The following is a 22,493-nucleotide window of genomic DNA, read 5'->3' as shown; positions in this document are numbered from 1 at the left end:
TTAAGCGTAGGTGGGTTGTGTATCGGAGACATCATCACTGAAAATGTGCTCGGTCTCGAGCGGAACCCGTACTCTGAATGCTACCCGCTTTTTATTGATCAGGTGATGTGCGGTAATATTGTCTGATGTAATATTGCCGCCCCAGCTGCCACAGCCCAGTGTAGTGGTCGGTGTTAAGCGGTTATGGCGGGCGCCGCCGCTGCTTGTAGCTGCCGGCTGATTTACAAGCACCCGGCTTGCTTTCATTTGATGCGCAAACTGAAGCGCCGATTCCCGGTCGTTGGTATGAATGCTTGCCGTGTGTCCGGCTCCCTGAAAGTGCAGCAGGCGGCTGGCAAATGCAATGGAGCGCTCAAAGTCAGGCGTGATGTAGAAAGCCAGAATCGGGCTCATCTTTTCAGATGAAAACGGATATTCCGGTCCAATGCCTTCCGTAGGAACCAAAAACAGCTTGATGTCCGTATTCTCCGGAAGCGTAATCTCTGCGAAACGGGCAATTTTTTCGGCGGTCTGACCAATGACGTTAGGCAGAACGTGACCGTCATCCCCAAAGGCAGCTTTTTGAAGCATCAGTTTTTCGCGCACATTGGTAACAAAAGCACCCTGCTTTTTGAACGCATCCCAAACTTTTCCGGAGATATCCTGTGTAACAATTACTGCCTGCTCGCTTGCGCAGATCAGCCCGTTATCAAAAGTCTTGCTTTTGATGATATCAGCTACCGACTGCTCAATATTGGCGCTGGAATGAATCACGCAAGGGACATTTCCTGCACCTACGCCTAAAGAAGGCTTGCCGCTGCTGTAGGCCGCTTTAACCATGCCTGAGCCGCCTGTTGCGAGAATATAGTTTGAGTTGTGCATAAGCGTCTGAATATCCTCTTTGGAGGAATCCATGAGCACCTGTATGGCACCCGAAGGCAAGCCGAGAGGTTTGCAGGCTTCTTTGATGAGTTTTACCGTGCGCGCAGTTACCTGCTTAGCCCGCGGATGGGGTGCGATGATGATGGGATTTCTTGTTTTAATACAGAACATGGCGTTACTCATCGCGGTAACTGTAGGATTGGTGCATGGAATTATGGCAGCTACTATTCCTACAGGTTCTGCAATCGTGAGTAGACCCTGCACAGGGTTGTCTTCAATGATGCCAACGGTTTTTTCGTATCTCAGGCTGTGATATATAAGCTCACTCTTGGTCTTGTTTTTAATAATCTTATCCTGAATGTTACCCATACCTGTTTCAAGGACAGCATCCTCAGCAAGCGATTCAGCATGTTCGTGAACGACCTTAGCAATTTCTTTAACAATGCGGTCTACATCCAGCTGAGAAAAAGACTCAAGGTCTTTAAGGGCTTTATGTGCTCTTTCGAGAACAAATTCTATCTGTTCCTGCTTGTCTAACTCTTTTAATTCCATGGTTCCGTATTTAGACTATTAACTCAGACACAAACAATCTGCACCTGTGTTAGCGGGCGAATGACTATTCCGTCTGAGATAATGAAATGTGACAGTTATACTTGCAGAGTATAATCTAATATACGGGTTAGATTATGGAACAAAAAAAATAACTTTCAAAAAAAAATGAAAGTTTGGCCCGGCTTCGAAGTTTACAACATAAAAAAGCCCGAATCATCGCCATGTAGCTTGGAATGATTCGGGCTGACTTTTAAGGAATGAAAAGAAAGCGTAAAATTAAATTTTAAAAAATCAATGAGTTACCGGATTTCTTTGCATCATTTTCTTTGCTGGTCGAATCGGTTGTTTCTGATGCTTTCTCTTCGGTTTTCAGTCGGAAGCGTGTGGCCTTTTGCTTTTGCGCTTCAGCTTTTGTCTGTATATCAGAATCTGTTGAGATCAATTCGTCAAAGGTTTTGCGGATCAGGTCAATATTTTCGGTGTAAAACGGATCATTGGCCGTACGATAAGGTTCCGTTAGCTTTTCCGTGCTTCCAACGCTTCCGTCAATTTTACAAAAGGCACCCTCATCAATTTTGATAACCTTACATTGTACCATACCACAGATCTGAGCCTTCTCATGGATGTGCACTTTTTGTGTAGCGTGAATATTACCGGCAACTTTACCGTGAACATGAACGGTATCGGCGTAAATATCGCCGACGACAACTGCCTCTTCCGAAATAATCAGACTTTGCTGACAGTATATATCCAGCATGAGAGAACCCGAAATTTTCGAATTGGCATATGCTATGAGCCGGTTGTCTCTGATCAGTGAGTTTCGGCCAAGCATGCATACGTTTTCAAAGTCTGAAAAATCCTTATCATCGACGTTTGTTTTTTTGTTTTTAAGCATTGTTCTCAGTTCTCTTTTTTAATAATTCGCCTGTTCTGATACGTTCGGGTTTTTGACAAACCCAAAAGGATGATTGAATCACAATATTATTCAGACTGTTTGTTTATTAACTATTTACATGCTTTGATGGTTGTATCAAAACTTCAAAATAATCAAAATTGCCTCCGTCTGATTAATCAATTTAGGGCATTTCGGGTGCAAAAAAAAACCTCATGTCGGGTAACATGAGGTTTTTTTTAAACCGATCTGAATCAGCTGTCTTTAAACAAGCTAATTACCGTTTGAGCATTGCCAATGTCAATCCCTACGCAGACGGACTTGTTACCTTCCGCTAATTCGAGAGAATTTAGGCAGTATCCGATACTCGCCTGAAAGGCTGGACGCTCAGGAATAAATACTTCAAGGATTGAATCAAATTCCTCTTTGAAGCAATTCACAAGGTCTTTGTAATGTGCACCACCACCAACAAGTACGAGAGATTCAGCCGTATTGAAGTCTTCATCTGACCAGTGGTTTCTGATCAGCGATGAGATCACTTCATTGTAGTAATTCTTTAAGGTGCGCGACCGGATCTCGGTGAGGTCAAGTGGCCTTCTGTTAACTACAATTTTACCTTTTTGGAAAGCAATGTCGAACTGATGCTCTGTTCTGAGGCCTAAATAGTGGGATTCATTAAGCTGATCCATGGCGCGGTTTATGGCATATCTGAGTCCGCTACCAGATGACATGGTTCTTTTTACCATACCGTCTGGCGTACTCAAGGCAACCTCTACTGTTCCATAGCCAAGGCTAACAATGAAAAATTTGCTCAGCTTTTTTTCGGGTATATCGCGTACTGCTTTATTGGCTGCCTCAATTTCACCAAGGATACTTACATCTGCAACATCCAGCTGTCGGGTTTTGTAACCGTCTCCGCCTGCCGGGCTTGAATCGAAGACAATGTTATCAATACCAGAGATGTACTCTATAGCCTGACGTTTGTTAATATTGATTGTAGAAAGAGGGAAACCGGTAGTGACAATAAGGGGATCGTGAATAAATTTTGTTGCGACCAATAAAGCAGCTTTGATTAAAAGGCCATAATCAGCTTCATTAACATAGCTATTGATAGCTTTATGTGGGTTTTTGCCTTCTGTAAGTGCAAGATTACCAATTAAATAATCCGTATTGCCCTCCTGGATTTTGAGACCGTTAAGTTCATACCGTGTCACGCCTTTGAGCTGCGCGCTGTATGCCTCTATAACACTGGGGAATACGACTGACTGGATTTCCATATAAGTAATGAGTGGTTTAAATCTAAAGGATGGGTGCCTTCGTAAAATTAGTGTCAATTATAAAGCAAAAAACACTAATAGCAAAATAGTATATACCCTTAATCCTTAGATATTTGATTTGATGTACTGCTGCATTATGAATTAAAAAAAAATTCCGGAAGCTGTTGACATCACCACGCTGCTTTGCTATGTTAACAGTGTTAAGCGGTTAACGCTGTTAACTATTCTTTCACGGCAAAGAACTATTCCTTCCATGTCAACTAACTACGCAAATTTCAGAACCGCTGCTGTTCTTGGAGCAGGAGTGATGGGCTCCCAAATAGCGGCACATCTCGCCAACGCTGGTCTTACGGTATGGCTGCTTGATATGCCGGCACCGCAGTGTCCGAAAAGCGCTCTTGTTCAACAGGCTTTCGGCAAGATGCTCAAGATGAAGCCTTCTCCGGTAGTCACCGATGCGGTTGCATCGCGCATCTTTACCGGCAACTTTGAAGAAAATCTTGATGTACTCGGCAAAGCCGATTGGATCATCGAGGTGATCATTGAACAGATGGACGCAAAGAAGTCCATGATGGCCCGTATCGAGCAGCACGCCCGCCCCGATGCCGTTATTTCTTCCAATACAAGCGGATTGCCTATTCAGGAGATCGCAGCCGATTGTTCAGCCGGTTTCAGGAAGCGCTTTTTAGGCACGCATTTCTTCAATCCGCCCCGCTATCTGAAGCTGCTTGAAATTATTCCCACCCCCGACACCGATCCGGAAATCACGAATCGCGTTTCGCACTTCGGTCGTGTGCACCTCGGTAAGGGGATTGTTCACGCTAAAGACACCCCGAACTTTATCGCAAACCGGGTCGGCACTTATTCAATGATGCTCACCTTCGGTTTCCTGGAGAAAGGCTACTCTATTGAGGAAATCGACCTGCTCACCGGTCAGCTTACCGGGCGTCCCAAATCGGCTACCTTCCGCACAGCCGATGTCGTCGGACTCGACACCCTCACCTACGTCTCCAAAAATCTTTACAAAGCCATCCCGAACGACCCCGACCGGGGAGTTTTCCGGGTTCCTGATCTTCTGCTCAAACTTGTAGAGCAAAAAGCCCTCGGCGCGAAAACAGGTCGCGGCTTCTATTTCAAGGATGGAAAAGTCATCAAATCCCTCAATCCCAAAACACTCAGCTATAAAGCTCCTGCTGAGCTGAATTTGGGCGACTTGAGCGCCATCCAAAAACAATCTCTTGCCAAACGCTGGGAGGCGCTGTTCGGGGAAGAGGGCCGTGCCGGAGATTTCATCCGCGAACACACGACCCGGATGATTGCCTACGCGATGAACCGCATACCCGAAATTTCGGATTTCCCGCGGGATGTGGACCTCGCCATTCAGTGGGGCTTTGGCTGGCAGATGGGACCCTTCGCCATTTGCGACGCCATTGGCCCGGTTCGCTTTTCGCAGGAAGCCGGCAAACGCGGTCTTGATCTCCCGCTTTGGTTCCGCAAAATGCTGGCCGACGGCGACTATCTATTCTACAAACAAAAGGAAAAAGGCCTCGATCTGCACTACGTGCCAGGAAGCGGATACAAGCCTATTGAAGCACAGGCTGACGAACTCAGCCTTGCAGCCATCAAAGCATCCGGCAAGGACAAGGAAGTCTGGAGCAATCCCGAAGCTGCGCTGATTGATGCCGGTGATGGCGTACTAATCTACGAGTTCCGCTCCAAAGCAAACACGCTGGGTTTCAATGTGATAAATGGCGTTTTTGAAGCGCTGGAATTCACGGAGAAAGGTGACTGGCGCGGTTTGGTGATTGCCAATGACGGGGAGAATTTCTCTGTCGGTGCCAATCTTGGTGAACTCGCGCATGCGGCACTCAGCGGTCAGTTTGACATGATTGAAAAAGCCGTCCACAATTTCCAAAAGGCAGCGCTTGCGATTCGGTACGCGCAGAAGCCGGTCGTGAATGCCATCCGCGGAAAAGTCCTGGGAGGTGGCGTAGAGCTGACCATGGGCGCGGCTTCGGTTGTAGCCGCTACGGAAACCTACATGGGGCTCGTGGAGCTGGGCGTGGGACTCATCCCTGCTGGCAGCGGCACCATGACGATGGTCGCCCGTGCCGGGGAAACTGCCCCGACACAGCATCCGTCCCACATTCAGCCTTTCCTGCAGAAAGTGTTTGAAACCATCGCGATGGCCAAGGTTGCCACAAGCGGTCAGCAAGCCGTTGACTTCGGATACCTCACACAGGAGCAAACCCGCATTGCCATGAATGACGCACGACGTATTTATATGGCGAAGGAGGAAGTCATCCGGCTCTCCAATCAGGGCTACATCGCGCCGCCGGTACGGCACCGCGTGTTTGTGCCCGGTAAGCCCGGATTTGCGCCGCTTCAGAATGCGGCCTGGCAAATGCAGCAAGCCGGCTGGATTTCAGAGTACGACGCCTATCTCGCAACCCGGCTCGCGCACGTGATGTGTGGCGGCGAGCTGCTCGGCCCCGAGTACGTGCAGGAAGATTACCTCATCGATCTCGAGCGTGAAGTCTTCCTTTCACTGCTCGGTCAGGAAAAGACGAGAGCACGTATCGAAAGCATCCTCAAAACCAACAAGCCGCTGCGCAATTAACCCACGGTCAAAATCAAAGAATTTCAGAAAGTTATGATGACTAAAGAAGCTGTACTTGTAAGTTCTGTCCGCACGGCCGTCGGGAAAGCCAAAAAAGGAAGCCTGCGGCATACGCGTCCGGAGGCCCTTGGTGCTGCCGCGGTAAAAGGCTCGCTGGATAAAATCGCGGGGCTTGATCCCGCTGAAGTCGATGACGTCCTCATCGGCTGTGCCATGCCCGAAGGCGAGCAGGGGCTGAACATGGCGCGGGTAATTGCACTCCGTGCCGGACTCCCGCAGTCGGTTCCGGCGGCGACCATCAACCGCTTTTGCTCTTCCGGCCTGCAGACTATTGCGCAGGGCGTTCAGGCCGTGATGGCCGGGCACGCCGAAGTCGTGATTGCCGGCGGCGCGGAATCCATGACGCTCGTACCCATGAGCGGCTACCATTTTTCGCCCGACCCGTACATGGCCGAGCATCATCCTAACATTTACGTCGGGATGGGCATCACCGCTGAAAATGTGGCGCTGAAGTACAAAATAAGCCGCGAAGATCAGGATGAATTTGCCTATCACTCGCATCGCAAAGCGACACAGGCCCTCGCAGACGGTGTGTTTAAGGATGAAATCATTCCGGTTGAAACAAGCCTCTCCGGCATGAAAGACGGCAGACCCGCGTCTCAGTCCATCGTATTTGATACGGATGAAGGTCCCCGCGCCGACACTTCTCCCGAGGCGCTTGCCAAACTCAGACCCGCGTTCAATCCGCGCGGCACAGTCACTGCGGGTAACGCGAGTCAGATGTCGGACGGCGCCGCGGCAACGGTTGTGATGAGCGCAGAAAAGGCGGCAGCCATCGGTGCCAAACCCATAGCGCGGCTTGCCGCCTACGCAGTCGCCGGAGTTGCCCCCGAAATCATGGGCATTGGCCCGATTGAAGCCATCCCCAAGGCGCTGAAACAGGCCGGACTCAAACTCTCCGACATCGGTCTGATTGAACTGAACGAAGCGTTTGCCTCGCAGTCACTTGCCATAGTTCGGGAGCTCGGCATTGATCCGGAAATCGTCAACGTGTACGGCGGCGCGATTGCGCTCGGGCATCCCCTGGGATGTACCGGTGCGAAGCTGACCGCGACCCTGCTTCATGCCATGAAGCGGAAAAAGGTGCGCTACGGCATGTGCACCATGTGCATCGGCGGCGGCATGGGTGCTGCCGGCATCTTCGAACTAATTGATTAAAAGGGAAGCGCTTTGGGCTGGTTGTTCAACCCGGACGATCAGCCGTACTTCCCGGCACATCTGAATCTCAACTACGCATCAATCTACTCACCAACAACAGCTACACTATTATGGAAGCTTTATTTTTTGGATTTTTATCCGGTCTTGAGGCCAGCTGGCCTGTTTGGGTCGGTGCCGTTGCGGCGGTGCTGATTCTCGGTTTTACCGGTGCACCCCTCATGCTTTGGCTGCTGGGTTCCGGCCTGCTCCTCTGGGGCTATGCCGCTCCAACCTGGGCGTGGGTCACGCTCGGTGTCATCGCCCTGTTTTTTGCCGTGAAGCCGGTTCGCCGCGCTACCCTTTCCAACGGCATTATGAAGGGAATGAAAGCCTTCAATTTTCTCCCCGTAATCTCAAAGACCGAACAAACGGCGATTGACGCCGGTACGGTCTGGATCGACGGCGAGCTGTTTTCAGGGAAGCCGGATTTCAACCGCATCCTCAACGAATCCTATCCCGAGCTGAACGAGCGGGAGCAGGCCTTCCTCGACAATCAGGTCGAAGAGCTTTGTGCCATGACCAACGATTGGGAAGTTTTCCAAAACCGCGACATGCCGCCCGAGGTGTGGGACTACGTGCTGAAACAGCGGTTCTTCGGCCTCATTATTCCGGAAGAATACGGCGGACTCGGCTTCTCGGCCCTCGCCAACAGTGCGATTGTGGCCAAGCTCACTTCCCGCTGCGGACCGCTCGCTACTACCGTGATGGTGCCTAACTCACTGGGTCCGGCTGAGCTGCTGATTCACTACGGAACCAAAGAGCAGAAAGACTACTACCTGCCGCGCCTCGCCGTAGGGGATGAAATTCCCTGCTTCGCCCTCACCGAGCCAAACGCAGGCTCCGACGCCGGCGCAATCAGCTCCAATGGGGTTGTATTTAAAGGAGAAGACGGCAAACTGTATGTCCGCCTGAACTGGGACAAGCGCTACATCACCCTTGCTGCCATCGCGACCGTGCTCGGTCTTGCGTTCAAGCTGCGTGATCCGGAAAACCTGTTAGGCAAAGGCGAAGACCTTGGCATTACCTGTGCGCTGATCCCGACCGATCTGTCCGGTATCAAGCTGGGTGAGCGTCACGATCCGCTGGGCGTGCCCTTCTACAACTGCCCGACTTCCGGCAAGGATGTGGTCGTACCGGTCAACGCAATTATCGGCGGACCCGAAGGTGCGGGACTTGGCTGGAAAATGCTCATGGAGTGCCTTGCTGCGGGACGCGGTATTTCGCTGCCGGCCTCAAGCGCAGGCGGTATGAAGGCCATGCTGCGCGTAACAAGTGCGTACGCCGCCGTTCGCAAGCAGTTCGGCCTGCCGATTGGCAAGTTCGAAGGCATCGAAGAGCCGGTCAGCCGCATCGCAGGCTACACCTACATTTTTGAAGCCGCCCGCCGCTTCACCTGCGGTGCGCTGATGGATGGTGCCAAACCCGCCGTCGTTACCGCGATTGCCAAGTACAGTTTCACGGAATCTTTCCGCGAAGTGGTCAACGATTCGATGGATGTGCTCGGTGGCGCGGCCATCTCCAAAGGCCCTAAAAACATGATCGCGCACGGCTACTATTCGGTACCGGTTTCCATCACGGTGGAAGGTGCCAACATTCTCACCCGCACGCTCATGATCTTCGGTCAGGGCGCCATCCGTTGTCACCCCTATGCCTTGAAAGAAATTCAGGCCCTGACCAACAACGATCTCAAAGCCTTCGATGACGCCTTTTGGAAGCACATCGGTCATGTGGGTCACAATTTCTTCCGTTCGGTATTGCTGAGCGTCACCCGCGGACGTCTTGCCGGTTCGCCCGTGAACGGCGTTGCCGCTCCGTACTACAAGAAAATGTCGTGGGCATCTGCAACCTTCGCCTTCATTGCTGACCTTGCGATGGGCTCGTTAGGCGGTGCCCTCAAAATCCGTGAAAAACTCACCGGACGCTTTGCCGACGTTCTGATCTGGATGTACCTCGGTACCTCCGTACTCCGCCGCTTCGAAGCGGAAGGCCGCCGCAAGGAAGACGAAGCCTTCCTGCACTACGCCATGCAGCTCAGCTTCGCCAACATTCAGCAGGCCTTCGACGGCATTTTCCGTCACCTCGACGTGCCCGGCCTCGGTTGGCTCTTCAAAGGTCCTGTTGCGCTTTGGTCACGTACCAACACCATGAGCAGCGGCCCAAGCGATAAAATCGCGCAGCGCCTTGCCAAAGCCGTACAGATTCCGGGTCAGCAGCGCGACCGCTTCACCGAAGGCATGTTTATGCCGAAGCCCGAGAGCGAGCCACTAACACAGCTCGAGCGCGCCTTCCGTCTTTCTGTTCAGAGTGAAGACGTAGCGCGTAAGATCAAAGACGCCATCAGAGCTAAAAAACTGCCACGCATGAAACCGGCTCTCTTGCTTGATGCTGCCCTCGAAAAAGGAATCATCACGCAGGCAGACTTTGATCTAGTGAAACTGGCTGAAAAAGAGCGTGCTGAAGCCGTTCGCGTGGATTCTTTTACCCTGGAAGAGTACAAGAAAACGGCCAAAAATCCGCAGCCAACGCTTAATGTCCGCGCTGCCCAAAAACCACAAAACGGAAACAGCGACCTTAAAGACGTTGAGAAGGTGCTCAACTAAGTCCACAATAACGGCAAAGCACCGTAAGCAACAAATATTATAGTTAGGTTAAGGTTAAGGTTGATCAGGTCCGGAAGGAATACTTTCGGGCCTGATTTTATTTTGGACAGTATTCACGCGCTCTTCGTTGAGCGTGGCGGGAGGTGCCAGCAACCTGCTTGGGATGATTTTTCAGCTTGAATTAAACACAGTGGCGTTCAATTATTATCACCTGCAGACCTGTTTACGGCAGGCGCGCTACCTTTTGTATCTATTGTGAAGAAAGTACTGCAGCTGCCAACAACCGGAATAAAACGCTTCAAACAAAAGATCAACCTCTTGTCATAAATGCCACTGGGAAGATTTTCACCATTCAGCCTCGTCTAATGCAGCCAAAGGTGTCAGCCGCGATTCAGCGCGTCATAGAGAGCCGCGAAGACGCCATTGGACCAGCCGAAGCCGTCCTGAAGCGGGTATTCACCGCCGCCGGCCTGTCCCGAGCTGTCCGCTACGTTGTATTTTTCAACCATTTTGCCCGCCCGCTCAAAAATACGCTCATTGGCTTCCAGCCAGCGGCGGGTTACGGTATCGGCCAGTTCGTCGTGCCCGTAGCGGTGCAGCCCCTGAATCGCCATCCACTGCAGCGGAGCCCAGCCGTTGGGTGCGTCCCATTGCTGACCCGTGACCACGGGCGTCGTTGCCAGGCCACCTTCCATCAGAAAATGGGCTTCGAGCCCTTCTGCGGTTGACTTTGCCTGCGCTTCGGTTGCCAGGCCTGTAAAGAGCGGATATACCGCCGCCAGGGAAATCACGCCGGTCTGTGCAGCTTTAACAAAATTGTAGTCCCGGAACATGCCGGTCTTTGCATCCCACATAAGCCGGTTCATTGTGGCTTTGCGCTGTTCCGCCAGCTTTGCAAAATGGGATGCCGGCGGCGTACCATCAACCGGATAATCCCGAAGCCATTCGGCGAGCTTGTGCTCCATGAACCAAAGGAGGGCGTTCAGGTCGGCGGGCAAAATATCGGTCGTTTCAATCGTCGAAAGGCTCTTGCCGTTGGCAAACCAGCGGCTCGTAAAATCCCAGCCGGACTCACAGGCCGCCCGTATGTTGCGGAACAACTTTTGCCGGGCTTCGGAATCAAGTTCGTGCGCGAGTTCGTCATCTTCAAACCAGGATTCTTCGCGCGGTGCCGGATGGTCATCCCAGTAACGATTCAGGATTTCACCTGAAGGCAGTTTCACGGTCCGGCGGTTGTCATCCCCCGTTTCATCCATCCAAAACGCATGCTCTTTCAGCAATGCAGGCAGAAATTCAGCCGGGGACCCATCATCAGAAAGACTCACGCACAAATCCACCATAAAGGCGAAGAAAGGGGGTTGTGAGCGGCTGAGGTAGTAGGTGCGGTTGCCGTTGGGCACGTGACCGACGGTTTCGATGAGATGCGCGAAGTTGCGGGTCATATTCAGCGTCATTTCCGCGTGCCCATCCGCTGCAAGGCCCAGGGCGGTGAAGTAGCTGTCCCAGTAATAAATTTCGCGAAAACGCCCGCCGGGCACGACATAAGGATGCGGCAGCGGAAGCAGGGAGCTGTGCGCGTTTTTTTGGCCATCGGAACGGCGGAACAGTAGCGGCCACAGTTTGCGTACATGCTCGCGACAGCTTTGGGAAGCGGGTATCTCGGTGTCTTCCCCTGCGTCAGGCGCTTCAAAATGCTGTTCCACAAAGGTTTTCAGGTCGAAGTCAGGCGCGTCCTTCTCCCGCTCCCAGGCAGCCTGAATCTCTGCCGGACCGGACTTAGGCGTACAATCCACAAAGTATTTGGAGTCCGGAAAGACGCGGTTTTTTTGGACGGCTTCAAAAAGGGCACCGGAGGTTTGCGGCAGTTTCGGAGCTTTCATAGGTCGGTTTTGTTTCTGATTCTTTTCGGTTCAGGAGGATGGCTGAAGTTCCCCGATCAGCTTATTTGATAGAGCCGATCTCGAACTGTTCGCGCTTGCGACGGTAGGGGATGATGAGCAGGAAAAGCAGCACGAGCGGCACAAGGGTGAAATAAAAGGCGGTTTGCCCGTCGAGTCGTCCGAAAAGGAATCCGGTGATGATAGAGCCGGTCGTGCCGCCGAGGGCTGAGAAAATCACGATAAGGCCGGTCATGCCGCTCTGCCGGTTTTTGGGCAGCGCACTGAGGATGGAAGAGCTCAGCGTCGGATAAATCGGCGCCAGAAAGAAGCCGATGGCCGGCAGAAGATAGGCCGCGACGGGTACGGTGCTCCATCCTGTGACGGTGCCCGGCTCGATGCCGATCGTGAGCGGCAAAACCAGCAGCACCAGCACAACGGCCATCACGATACAGCTTTGCAGCACATAGTACCAGTTGATGTGCTTCATCACGTACCCGGCAAGCAGACGCCCCGCAGCAAGAGAACCCGCGTAAATGCTTGCAATCTGCACGCTGATGCTGTCCGGAAGGTGCAGCACATTAAAGTTGAAGGAAGGCAGCCAGGTGTTGATCGCCTGCTCGATGTACACATACAAAAAAGCACCCATGATGAAGAAAATGATGAGCGGATATTTCACCAGGCTGATCATCTCTACGAAGTCCTTCGCCGGACCTTCTTCACTGATTTCTACCGAGCTTTCATCAAGCGGCGTGGTGAGCAGCAGCAGGAAGGCGAGCGCGCCTATGGCTGCAAGTACGTAATAGGTGTGCGTCCACAAAATGGTATCGCTGTTGTTGGCTATCGCGATAAATGTGCCGAAAATCCAGAAACCACCCAGCACGCCAACCATGAAAAAGCCCTCCATGGTGCTCAGAAAACTCGCGTGCTCACTGCTGTCCTCCGTAATCAGGCTAAGCGTGGAGTAGGCCGAAACTTTCACAATTGCAAAGCTCACCCCAACGGTCGCAAACAAAAGCTGTGAGATGCCGAAGCCGCCGATGGTAGCCATCAGCAGGCTTGCGGTTACCACAAACGCGAGGGAGAACAGCATGGAGAGTTTGTAGCCGAAGCGCGGAATCCACGAAGCAATCAAAAAGGAAGCGGCAGCAATCGAAAGATCTTTCCAGGCCTCGAGCACGCTCGCCCGTTCGGGGGTGATGCCGTACTCGTTGATCACCTGCAGCACCACAACGCCCACACTGTTGAGCAAAATGGCAAAAATGATGTAGTTGCAAATCAGCGAGAGCTTGATTTTCCAGTTCTTCATACAAGGAGGATAGGTGAAGGATGTGGACTTTAGGTAAAAGCCGTTCAGGCTCATACAGGCTTTTTCAACCGGCTCAAACATATCCGAAAGAGACCTAAAATAAAAGCGGTTTTTTGAACAGACTTTATCGGGTTCATGCCGCAATCGTTTGCAAATACCCTTGAATTGGGTGTGATTTAATCCTCCAACTTTAGTATCATCCCCCTTTGTAAGCGGTTTCTTATGCCCGCTGCCGGATATGGGTTGTTTGATGCAGTCTGTTGCAGCCTTCTTCTGTAAAATTGGATTCTTGCGTGATTATGCAGGGTCATACGCCTGATCTGCGGAATCTGCCTTTTTTGATCCGACTGTCCGGACGGATGCCCGGGATTATGATGAAACTGTTCTTGTTTGCATGCTGTCCTTTTTATGTGATTATAACTTCAATACTAACATTAGTTTAATATATGATGAAATCAATCTTTTCCGTAGGGATAACGGTTTTGTTATCAGCAGCCTGGCTTACCGCCTGTGCGCAGTCTGATTCGGCTGACCGTAGTTCAGCTTCCGCTCCGGGGGAGTGGATCCACCTCTTCGATGGCTCGTCAACCGATCACTGGAAGGGCTACAATATGGAGGGCTTCCCCGAACGCGGTTGGCATATTGAGGATGATATGCTCGTGTTCCGACCCTTTCAGCGCGACGACTGGACCTCCGGTCTTGACATCATCACCCGACAAACGTTCAGTGATTTTGAGCTGGAGCTGGAGTGGATGATTGAGGAAGGCGGCAATTCCGGCATCTTCTACTTTGTACTTGAGCAGCCGACCGAAGCCATTTTCTGGTCAGGGCTCGAGATGCAGATTCTCGACAATGAAAACCATCCGGACGCCAATCAGGGCGTGGACGGCAACCGTCAGGCAGGTTCGCTGTACGACCTCATCCCGGCGGTACCGCAAAATGCGAACCCGCACGGCGAGTGGAATCAGGTGCGCATCATCAGCAACGGCAACAGCATCGAACACTGGCAGAACGGGGAGATGGTCGTTTCCTTCGAGCGCTTCACCGTGGAGTGGTTCGAGATGCTGCGCAACAGCAAATTCCGCGGACATAACGAGTTTGGTGCCATGCGGGAAGGGCACATCGGCCTTCAGGATCACGGAGATGTGGTCAAATTCAGAAACATCAGAATACGGGAGCTTTAGTTCATGAATCTCAATGTAAAGGCAGAAGAGCAGCACACCTACGATGCCATCGTGGTGGGAACGGGCATCAGCGGCGGGGTTGCGGCCAAGGAGCTGACCGAGCGCGGACTTAAAACGCTGGTACTCGAGCGCGGACGCAATGTCCGGCACATCCTCGACTATCCCACGATGAATAAGCATCCCTGGGAGCTGCCGCACGGCGACCGCGCGACGGCCAAAGAGCTGGAACGCTATCCCGTGCAAAGCCGGACCGGCTACACCATTCGTCCTTCGGTCATGCACTGGTGGGTGGAAGATGCCGATCAGCCCTACGAAGAAAAGCGCCGCTTCGACTGGATTCGCGGCTATCACGTGGGCGGGAAATCCATCATGTGGGGGCGGCAGTCCTATCGTATGGGTGACATTGACTTCGAAGCTAACGCCCGCGACGGGTACGGCGTGGACTGGCCCATCCGCTACAGCGACATCGAGCCCTGGTACGATTACGTGGAGGGATACGTGGGGATCAGCGGGGAAAACCTCGGTCTGCCGCAGCTGCCCGATCAGAAGCTGCAGCCGGCTATGGACCTTAACTGTGTGGAGACACATCTCCGTGAATCCATGATGGCCAACTTTGGGCGGCATCTCATGGTGGGGCGGGCTGCAAACCTCACGCGCCCGATCGGCGACCGCGGAAGCTGTCAGAGCCGGAACCTGTGCTGGCGCGGCTGTCCGTACGGCGCCTATTTCAGCAGTCAGGCTTCGACCCTGCCTGCTGCCGAGCGTACCGGCAACATGCGTCTGCGGCCCAACTCCATTGTGGAGTCCGTGATTTATGATGTGGAATCCGGCCGAGCCAAAGGCGTCCGTGTGATTGATGCCGAAACCCTCGAAACATCCGAGTTCTATGCCAAAGTCATTTTCCTGAATGCGGGATGCCTTAACTCTACCCTCATCATGATGAACTCCCGCAGCGACCGTTTCCCTGACGGACTCGGCAACGACTCCGGCGAGCTTGGGCACAATGTGATGGACCATCACTTCCGCGTCGGGGCCAATGGTGTGTACGAAGGCTTCAAAGACCGCTACTTCTGGGGCCGCCGTCCCAACGGAATTTACATTCCCCGCTACCGAAACATCGGCAACGACCGCCGCGACTATGTGCGGGGCTTCGGTTATCAGGGCGGGGCAAGCCGCGACAACTGGCGCCGTGCCGTGCAGGAGCTGAGCGTCGGGCCTGAACTCAAGGGCCTCATTCAGCAGCCCGGCGACTGGACCATGGGCCTCACCGCTTTCGGGGAAGTTGTACCGGTGCACGAAAACAAGGTGCACCTCAACTTCGAGAAGCGCGATAAATGGGGGATGCCGACTTTTGTGATGGATGCTGACTTTGGCGAAAACGAGCATAAAATGCGCGTCGATATGAAGAACGATGCCGCCGAGATGCTCGAAGCAGCAGGCTTCAAAAACATTCACACCTTCGACGATCCCGGCGGGATGGGCCTTGGGATTCACGAAATGGGCACCGCGCGCATGGGCCGCGACCCGCGTACCTCGGTGCTGAACAAGTGGAATCAGGTGCACGCCTGTAAAAATGTGTTTGTGACCGACGGCGCCTGCATGACTTCCGGTGCGTGTCAGAATCCCTCCCTCACCTACATGGCGCTCGCCGCCCGCGCAGCAGATTATGCCGCAAGTGAACTCAGAAAAGGAAATCTCTAATGGAAGAAAAAGAACTCATTGACCGCCGCGAAGCCCTTAAGCGGGCCGCGCTGATGCTGGGCGGCATCGCCTTTTTGCCTGCCATTTCGGCTGTACTCAAAGGGTGCAGCGTAACCCCCGGTGATTGGACGCCCGTTTTTCTCAATCACGCGCAGGCTACCCTCACCGAGCACCTCGCCGAGGCCATCCTGCCACGAACCGACACCCCCGGCGCCCTCGATGCCGGCGTACCCGCCTTCATCGACCGCATGGCGGCAGAATTCCTCAGCGAAAGCGACCGGGACGGCTTCATCGCCGGTCTTGACGCCTTCGCCGATGAAGTGCGGCAGGCAACCGGGCGCCCGTTTCACGAGCTCAGCAACGACCAAAAACTCGCTTACATCACCGTAGCTAACCGGGAAGCCGTCGAAAGCGAGGCCGAAGAAATGCCGTTTTTTCTGAAATTCAAGGAAATGACCCTCATCGGCTACTGCAACTCCGAGGCGGGCATGACCGAGCACTTTCGCTACATGCAGAACTTTGGTCCCTACCGCGGGTGCGTTCCGCTCGAGGAAGTCGGCCGTGCCTGGGCTCACTTCTGAGCCATGAACCGAAACTTGCGGACCTCCCCCGGGACCGTCCGCATCTGAACCTCTTTCCCAAATAAAGAGGATGAAGTGAACAGAAACCGCCGGATGCGGTCAGCAATTCTTCCCCCAAAGGATTGAAACGTCTCCGGTGGTTTTCTTTTTTAGGGGGATGGGCTTCCGGGCCTGAACCCGTGCCGGAACCGGCATCAGCATTCTTGCGCCGCCGCGCGCCGGCATCAACCGGAAAACCAACCAAGAGCGGGTATGAATTACATTGACTGGATCGTCATCAGTATCTATGCCGCCGGCCTGATCTGGCTGAGCTGGCACCTGAGCAAAGGCCAAACAACGACCGAGGACTACTACCTCGGCGGCAAGACCTTCAAATGGTGGCAGGTCGGCCTGTCGACCATGGCAACGCAATTGGGCGCGGTCAGCTTCATTTCGGCGCCGGCTTTTGTCGGGCTGCGCGAAAACGGCGGCCTGCAATGGCTCACCTACGAGTTCGCCGTCCCCCTCGCCATGATTCTGCTGGTGATTGTCATCTTCCCGCCGCTCTACCGCAGCGGCGTCATCAGCATCTACACCTACCTCGAAAAACGCTTCAACAAACTCACGCGTCAGCTCCTGAGCGGCGTCTTTCAGTTCAGCCGGGCCTTCGCGGCGGGCATCACCGTGTACGCGGTCGCCATCGTGCTCGAAGCCGTGTTTCAGATTCCGCTGTGGATCAACATCGTGGCCGTCGGCATTATCGCCCTGCTCTACGACTACCTCGGCGGCATGAAAGCCGTCGTGATTTCGGATGTGATTCAGATGGGCATCCTCTTTCTGGGCTTCCTGATGTGCAGCTGGTTTGCGTGGCAGCTTTTAGGCGGCTGGGAGATTTTTATCGAAAACCTCGACCGCGACCGGCTCACTGCGGTTGACTTCAGCGGGTTCGGGGTAGGGGATGGATCCGAGTTTGGCTTCTGGCCCATGCTGCTCGGCGGCTTCTTCCTGTACGCGGCCTACTACGGCTGCGACCAAAGTCAGGCGCAGCGCATCCTCGCGAGCATGAACATGAAGGAAGTCCGCAAAGCGCTGGTATTCAATGGTTTGGCGCGCTTCCCGACCGTGCTGCTCTACTGCGTGATGGGCCTGCTCATCGGCACCTTCGCTCTGATGACGCCCGAATTTCTCAGCCTCATCCCCGCCGACCGGCCCGATTACATGGTGCCCTACTTTATCGTCACCTACCTTCCGCACGGACTCATCGGCCTGCTTGTCGCCGCCATCATGGCCGCTGCCATGTCCTCACTCGACTCCGCCCTCAACTCCCTCAGTGCCGCAACCGTCGAGGATTTCGTGATTCCTGCGCGGGCTGAGGCGCGACCTTCCACCGACGAGCAGTTCAGCCTCTCCAAAAAGTACACCATTTTCTGGGGCGTGATCTGCGTGCTGCTCGCCTTTGCCGCCGGAAACATCGCCCCGACCGTAATTGAAGCCATCAACAAAATCGGTTCACTGTTCTACGGCCCAATTATCGCGACTTTCGTGTTAGGTATGCTCACGACAAGCATCACCGGCCGTGCTGTAAATTTTGGAATCATAGCCGGTGTGCTCTTCAACATGGTACTCTGGCTCTTTTTCGACGGCTTCATTTTCTGGTTCTGGTGGAACTTCACCGGCTTTGCCGTCACGGTCGGGGTCGCATTCATCCTCAGCCGCATACAGCCCGGCACCGTTACCCCGGAAGTGCTCGTTGACCTCAGCGCGATTGAAAAACGTCCGATCGAGACCCTCATCCTCGGCCTGTATTTTGTGCTGATTGTTGCATTCAGTGTATCGCTGGCCTTCGTATTTTGACCCAAAATTGCGGACAACCCCAAACCCATCCTCCTTGGAAAACTTCTCCATCCCCGACATTCAGCCTGCCGAGCTGGAACATCCGCCGGTTGAGCGGGCCGAGACCATTCCTTCGCACTGGTACACCTCCCCCGAATTTCACCCGCTGGACCTCGAGGCCGTGCTTGGAACCGGCTGGCAGTGTGCGGGGCACATCAGCCGGATTCCGGAGGCGGGCGATGCCTATCCGCTGCTTGCGGGGGGGAATCCCGTGCTCATCCTGCGCGACAGCGAAGGGGAGCTGCGGGCGTTTTACAACGTATGCCGGCACCGGGGCGGGCCGCTGCTGAAAGAGCCGGGTTCGGCGCGCTTCCTCAAGTGCCTGTATCACGGCTGGACCTACCGCCTCGACGGCTCCCTGCGCGGGGTACCGCATTTCGACCGGGCCGAGCTTTTCGACAAGGACGCCTTCGGCCTCACGCCCCTGCGCTGCGAAATCAGGCAGGGCTTCATCTGGATTTCCCTGCAGGAGGACGGAGCAGAGCCGCACCCGCTCCTGGATGAACTCCTGCACGGCATTCAGGACCGGACCGGTCATCTCAACACCGAAACCCTGCAGTTTGCCGGGGAGGTCGTCTATGAAGTCGCCTGCAACTGGAAAGTCTATATCGATAATTACCTGGAAGGCTATCACATCCCGCACGTGCATCCGGAGCTGTGCGATCTGCTGAGCTTTCAGGACTACAAAACCGAGTGTGCCAAATGGCATTCGCTGCAGTACAGTCCGTTCCGGCAGGCCGAAAGCATCTACAGCGACGGCAGCGGGGAGGCCTACTACTATTTTGTGTACCCGAACACCATGCTCAACATCCTGCCGGGCCGGGTGCAGCTCAACCGGGTTGAGCCTGTTGATGCGGGTCATTGCCGCGTGCATTTTGAGTACTATTATGATGATGTGACCTCCGAAGCCGGAAAAACCAAGCATCAGCAGGACATGGCCTACAGCGACAAGGTGCAGCAGGAGGATATGGATATCTGCGAGGCAGTGCAGCTCGGCCTGCGCTCCAAAGCTTACGACCGCGGACGCTTTTCTCCGAAAATGGAGACCGCCCTGCACCATTTTCAGGGATTGCTGAAGCAGAGTTATGCGCGATTCCTTACCTTGTAAAATGAGTTGCAGCGGAAAGCGGTACAGCGTGTATCTTCCCCCAACATTGCACTTCGCGCGGCTGACTTCCGGAGCAGTCGCGATCATTCTTCAAACCCCAACAAAGCCTTCAATCGAATGAAAATATTAGTAACCGGCGGCCTCGGCTACATCGGCTCGCACACCGTTGTTGAGCTGCATCTTGCAGGTCACGACATCGTGATTCTCGACAACCTCTCCAACAGCATGATCAACGTGCATCAGGTGCTTGAAAAAATCTGCGGACGCAGCCTGCCTTTTTACGAGGCCGACATCATGGACGACAAGGGACTGCGGGAGGTCTTCGAAAAAGAAAGCGGGATTGACGGCATCATCCATTTTGCTGCCAAAAAATCCGTATCTGAATCGCTCGATTTTCCGGTGATGTACTATGAAAACAACATCAAGGGCCTGATCAACGTGATGCGTATGGTCGAAGATTACAAGGTGCCCTACTTTGTGTTTTCGTCGTCCTGCACGGTGTATGGTGAGCCTGATAACGTGCCTGTTACGGAATCAACCCCGACCACAAGTTCACCAACGCCCTACGGCAACTCCAAACTTTGGGCCGAGCTGATGATCACCGAATTCACCAAGCTCACCCCGCACGTGAAATCGGTGCTGTTGCGCTACTTCAATCCGGTCGGTGCGCACGAATCGGCCCTTATTGGCGAACTGCCTCGTGGGGTACCAAGCAACCTGATGCCCTTCATCACACAAACCGCCGCCGGCTGGCGCGAACAGCTCAGCATCTTCGGTCAGGACTACAACACCCCCGACGGCACCTGCATCCGGGATTTCATTCATGTTGTTGACCTGGCTAAAGCGCACGTTATTTCCCTTGATTACGCCCGCGACAACGATTTCCGCACGGAGATTTTCAACGTCGGCACCGGAAACGGACACTCGGTTTCGGAAGTCGTCGAATCTTTTGAACGCAGCACGGGTGTGAAGCTGAACTACCGCTTCGCCCCGCGGCGTCAGGGGGATGTCGAAAAAATCTGGGCCGACACGACGAAAGTGACGCAGGTCCTCGGCTGGAAACCCGAGTACAGCCTCGACGACATGAGCCGCACCGCCTGGAAATGGCAGCTAACCCTGGGCGACAAACCGTAAAGCAGCAAAGCTGAGCACACAAACCCGGCGCGGCATGCCGCGCCGGTTTGGTTTGTTCCCTGCCACGTCCACAATCCAACCCCACCCCCAGCCCGTCATCCCGGAAATGCTGCGGCGCGGGGTTTTGAACCCGCACGAAACTTCTTGCAGCATTATCCGGGATCTGCCAGGCGGGACCTGCCGCCATGTGTTTAGAAGGCCCCAGATGCTTGGTTCCGCAAAGTCCGTTTCGAACTTTGGGTGTCGAACAAGATACATGGTCACATGCCGAAGCTGGTAGGTCCCGGATAACGCCGCTGGCAACCGGGGCATTTATGTAGCGTCGGTGTGGGCGTTTCCGGGATGACGTGTTTGATTTTGTTGAAGATACGGCGCGCGAGAGCGCGCCGGTTCGGTTTGCTCCCTGCCACGTCCTACAATCCAACCCCCCCAAGGCCGTCATCCCGGAAATGCTGCGGCGCGGGGTTTTGAACCCGCACAAAACCTCGTGCAGCATTATCCGGGATCTGCCAGGCGGGACCTGCCGCCGTGTGTTTAGAAGGCCACTGATGCTTGGTTCCTCAAAGTCCGTTTCGAACTTTGGAAGGCCTGCAACCCACATGGTCGCAGGCCGAAGCTGGTAGGTCCCGGATAACGCCGCGGGCAATCGGGGCAATTATGTAGCGTCGGTGTGGGCGTTTCCGGGATGACGTGTTTGATTTTATTAAATATACGGCGCGCGCGGGGCGCGCCGGTTTGGTACCTGCCTACCCCGATCACAATCCACCCCCCCCAGGCCGTCATCCCGGAAATGCTGCGGCGCGGGGTTTTGAACCCGCACGAAACTTCTTGCAGCATTATCCGGGATCTGCCAGGCGGGACCTGCCGCCATGTGTTTAGAAGGCCCCAGATGCTTGGTTCCTCAAAGTCCGTTTCGAACTTTGGAAGGCCTGCAACCCACATGGTCGCAGGCCGAAGCTGGTAGGTCCCGGATAACGCGTTTGATTTTGTTGAAGATACGGCGCGCGCTGGGCGCGCCGGTCTGGTACCTGCCTGCCCCGATCACAGTTCAACACCACCCAAGCCCGTCATCCCGGAAATGCTGCGGCGCGGGGTTTTGAACCCGCACGAAACTTCTTGCAGCATTATCCGAGATCTGCCAGGCGGGACCTGCCGCCGTGTGTTTAGAAGGCCACTGATGCTTTATTCCGCAAAGTCCGTTACGAACTTTTGAAGGCCTGCAACACACATGGTCACATGCCGAAGCTGGTAGGTCCCGGATAACGCCGCGGGCAACCGGGGCATTTATGTTGCTTCGGTGCGGGCGTTTCCGGGATGACGCGTTTGATTTTGTTGAAGATACGGCGCGCGCTGGGCGCGCCGGTCTGGTACCTGCCTACCCCGATCACAATCCAACCCCCCCAGGCCGTCATCCCGGAAATGCTGCGGCGCGGGGCTGAATAACCCGCACGAAACCTCAAGCAGCATTATCCGGGATCTGCCAAACAGGACCTGCCGCCATGTGTTTAGAAGGCCCCTGATGCCTGATTCCGCAAAGACCGTTTCGAACTTTAGAAAGCCTGCAACACACATGGTCGCAGGCCGAAGCTGGTAGGTCCCGGATAACGCGTTTGATTTTGTTGAAGATACGGCGCGCGCTGGGCGCGCCGGTCTGGTACCTGCCTGCCC

Annotated in this window: 14 protein-coding genes; 9 read left to right on the top strand and 5 right to left on the bottom strand. The window is 54.2% G+C overall.

The features are described 5' to 3' along the window. The 3 genes from CYPRO_RS09905 to CYPRO_RS09895 form a co-directional block, all read right to left on the bottom strand. Entirely contained in the window at nucleotides 1-1,413 is a 1,413-nt protein-coding gene (locus CYPRO_RS09905) for an aldehyde dehydrogenase family protein (RefSeq protein ID WP_114984464.1), read from the bottom strand. Between the two features lie 283 nt (nucleotides 1,414-1,696). Then, on the bottom strand, nucleotides 1,697-2,308 hold the full coding sequence (locus CYPRO_RS09900) for a bactofilin family protein (RefSeq protein WP_114984463.1): 612 nt from the start codon (nucleotides 2,306-2,308) through the stop codon (nucleotides 1,697-1,699). Between the two features lie 251 nt (nucleotides 2,309-2,559). Then, nucleotides 2,560-3,582 carry a ParM/StbA family protein gene (locus CYPRO_RS09895; protein WP_114984462.1) on the bottom strand — a complete coding sequence of 341 codons (1,023 nt, stop codon included), beginning with the start codon at nucleotides 3,580-3,582 and terminating at the stop codon, nucleotides 2,560-2,562. Between the two features lie 253 nt (nucleotides 3,583-3,835). On the opposite strand from CYPRO_RS09895, the gene CYPRO_RS09890 reads away from it, so the two are divergent. The 3 genes from CYPRO_RS09890 (at nucleotide 3,836) to CYPRO_RS09880 (ending at nucleotide 10,059) form a co-directional block, all read left to right on the top strand. Further along, on the top strand, nucleotides 3,836-6,202 hold the full coding sequence (locus tag CYPRO_RS09890) for a 3-hydroxyacyl-CoA dehydrogenase/enoyl-CoA hydratase family protein (RefSeq protein WP_114984461.1): 2,367 nt from the start codon (nucleotides 3,836-3,838) through the stop codon (nucleotides 6,200-6,202). Nucleotides 6,203-6,235: 33 nt separating this feature from the next. Further along, a complete protein-coding gene (locus CYPRO_RS09885) occupies nucleotides 6,236-7,420 on the top strand; it encodes a thiolase family protein (RefSeq protein WP_333472963.1) in 1,185 nt (394 codons plus the stop codon). Nucleotides 7,421-7,530: 110 nt separating this feature from the next. Further along, a complete protein-coding gene (locus CYPRO_RS09880; protein WP_114984460.1) occupies nucleotides 7,531-10,059 on the top strand; it encodes an acyl-CoA dehydrogenase in 2,529 nt (842 codons plus the stop codon). A 380-nt stretch (nucleotides 10,060-10,439) separates the two neighbouring features. Here the strand turns inward: CYPRO_RS09880 and treF are convergent, their stop codons facing one another. Further along, a complete protein-coding gene (treF, locus tag CYPRO_RS09875; RefSeq protein ID WP_114984459.1) occupies nucleotides 10,440-11,939 on the bottom strand; it encodes an alpha,alpha-trehalase TreF in 1,500 nt (499 codons plus the stop codon). A 61-nt stretch (nucleotides 11,940-12,000) separates the two neighbouring features. Then, nucleotides 12,001-13,245, bottom strand: coding sequence for an MFS transporter (locus CYPRO_RS09870; protein WP_114985765.1), 1,245 nt, complete (start codon nucleotides 13,243-13,245; stop codon nucleotides 12,001-12,003). Between the two features lie 446 nt (nucleotides 13,246-13,691). Here CYPRO_RS09870 and CYPRO_RS09865 point away from each other — a divergent pair, with 446 nt between their 5' ends. The 6 genes from CYPRO_RS09865 (at nucleotide 13,692) to galE (ending at nucleotide 20,825) form a co-directional block, all read left to right on the top strand. Then, nucleotides 13,692-14,429, top strand: coding sequence for a 3-keto-disaccharide hydrolase (locus CYPRO_RS09865; RefSeq protein WP_240644726.1), 738 nt, complete (start codon nucleotides 13,692-13,694; stop codon nucleotides 14,427-14,429). Between the two features lie 3 nt (nucleotides 14,430-14,432). Continuing rightward, a complete protein-coding gene (locus CYPRO_RS09860; protein ID WP_114984458.1) occupies nucleotides 14,433-16,130 on the top strand; it encodes a GMC oxidoreductase in 1,698 nt (565 codons plus the stop codon). Further along, entirely contained in the window at nucleotides 16,130-16,711 is a 582-nt protein-coding gene (locus CYPRO_RS09855; protein ID WP_114984457.1) for a gluconate 2-dehydrogenase subunit 3 family protein, read from the top strand. The genes CYPRO_RS09860 and CYPRO_RS09855 overlap by 1 nt, the downstream gene beginning before the upstream one ends. A 252-nt stretch (nucleotides 16,712-16,963) precedes the next feature. Continuing rightward, complete coding sequence (locus CYPRO_RS09850; protein WP_114984456.1) at nucleotides 16,964-18,544, top strand: sodium:solute symporter family transporter; 1,581 nt, start codon at nucleotides 16,964-16,966, stop codon at nucleotides 18,542-18,544. Between the two features lie 34 nt (nucleotides 18,545-18,578). After that, a complete protein-coding gene (locus CYPRO_RS09845) occupies nucleotides 18,579-19,691 on the top strand; it encodes an aromatic ring-hydroxylating oxygenase subunit alpha (RefSeq protein WP_164682681.1) in 1,113 nt (370 codons plus the stop codon). A 117-nt stretch (nucleotides 19,692-19,808) separates the two neighbouring features. Then, nucleotides 19,809-20,825 (top strand): UDP-glucose 4-epimerase GalE, encoded by a 1,017-nt coding sequence (galE, locus tag CYPRO_RS09840; protein WP_114985763.1) that lies wholly within the window; start codon nucleotides 19,809-19,811, stop codon nucleotides 20,823-20,825. The last annotated feature ends 1,668 nt before the right edge of the window (nucleotides 20,826-22,493 follow it).

It is taken from the genome of Cyclonatronum proteinivorum (assembly GCF_003353065.1).
Classification (GTDB): domain Bacteria; phylum Bacteroidota; class Rhodothermia; order Balneolales; family Cyclonatronaceae; genus Cyclonatronum; species Cyclonatronum proteinivorum.
This window is presented reverse-complemented; position numbering and strand designations above follow the sequence as displayed.

Coding starts and splice junctions, on each gene's coding strand:
- CYPRO_RS09905 (WP_114984464.1), bottom strand. CDS start 1,413: ATGGAATTAAAAGAGTTAGACAAGCAGGAACAGATAGAATTTGTTCTC.
- CYPRO_RS09900 (WP_114984463.1), bottom strand. CDS start 2,308: ATGCTTAAAAACAAAAAAACAAACGTCGATGATAAGGATTTTTCAGAC.
- CYPRO_RS09895 (WP_114984462.1), bottom strand. CDS start 3,582: ATGGAAATCCAGTCAGTCGTATTCCCCAGTGTTATAGAGGCATACAGC.
- CYPRO_RS09890 (WP_114984461.1), top strand. CDS start 3,836: ATGTCAACTAACTACGCAAATTTCAGAACCGCTGCTGTTCTTGGAGCA.
- CYPRO_RS09885 (WP_333472963.1), top strand. CDS start 6,236: ATGATGACTAAAGAAGCTGTACTTGTAAGTTCTGTCCGCACGGCCGTC.
- CYPRO_RS09880 (WP_114984460.1), top strand. CDS start 7,531: ATGGAAGCTTTATTTTTTGGATTTTTATCCGGTCTTGAGGCCAGCTGG.
- treF (WP_114984459.1), bottom strand. CDS start 11,939: ATGAAAGCTCCGAAACTGCCGCAAACCTCCGGTGCCCTTTTTGAAGCC.
- CYPRO_RS09870 (WP_114985765.1), bottom strand. CDS start 13,245: ATGAAGAACTGGAAAATCAAGCTCTCGCTGATTTGCAACTACATCATT.
- CYPRO_RS09865 (WP_240644726.1), top strand. CDS start 13,692: ATGATGAAATCAATCTTTTCCGTAGGGATAACGGTTTTGTTATCAGCA.
- CYPRO_RS09860 (WP_114984458.1), top strand. CDS start 14,433: ATGAATCTCAATGTAAAGGCAGAAGAGCAGCACACCTACGATGCCATC.
- CYPRO_RS09855 (WP_114984457.1), top strand. CDS start 16,130: ATGGAAGAAAAAGAACTCATTGACCGCCGCGAAGCCCTTAAGCGGGCC.
- CYPRO_RS09850 (WP_114984456.1), top strand. CDS start 16,964: ATGAATTACATTGACTGGATCGTCATCAGTATCTATGCCGCCGGCCTG.
- galE (WP_114985763.1), top strand. CDS start 19,809: ATGAAAATATTAGTAACCGGCGGCCTCGGCTACATCGGCTCGCACACC.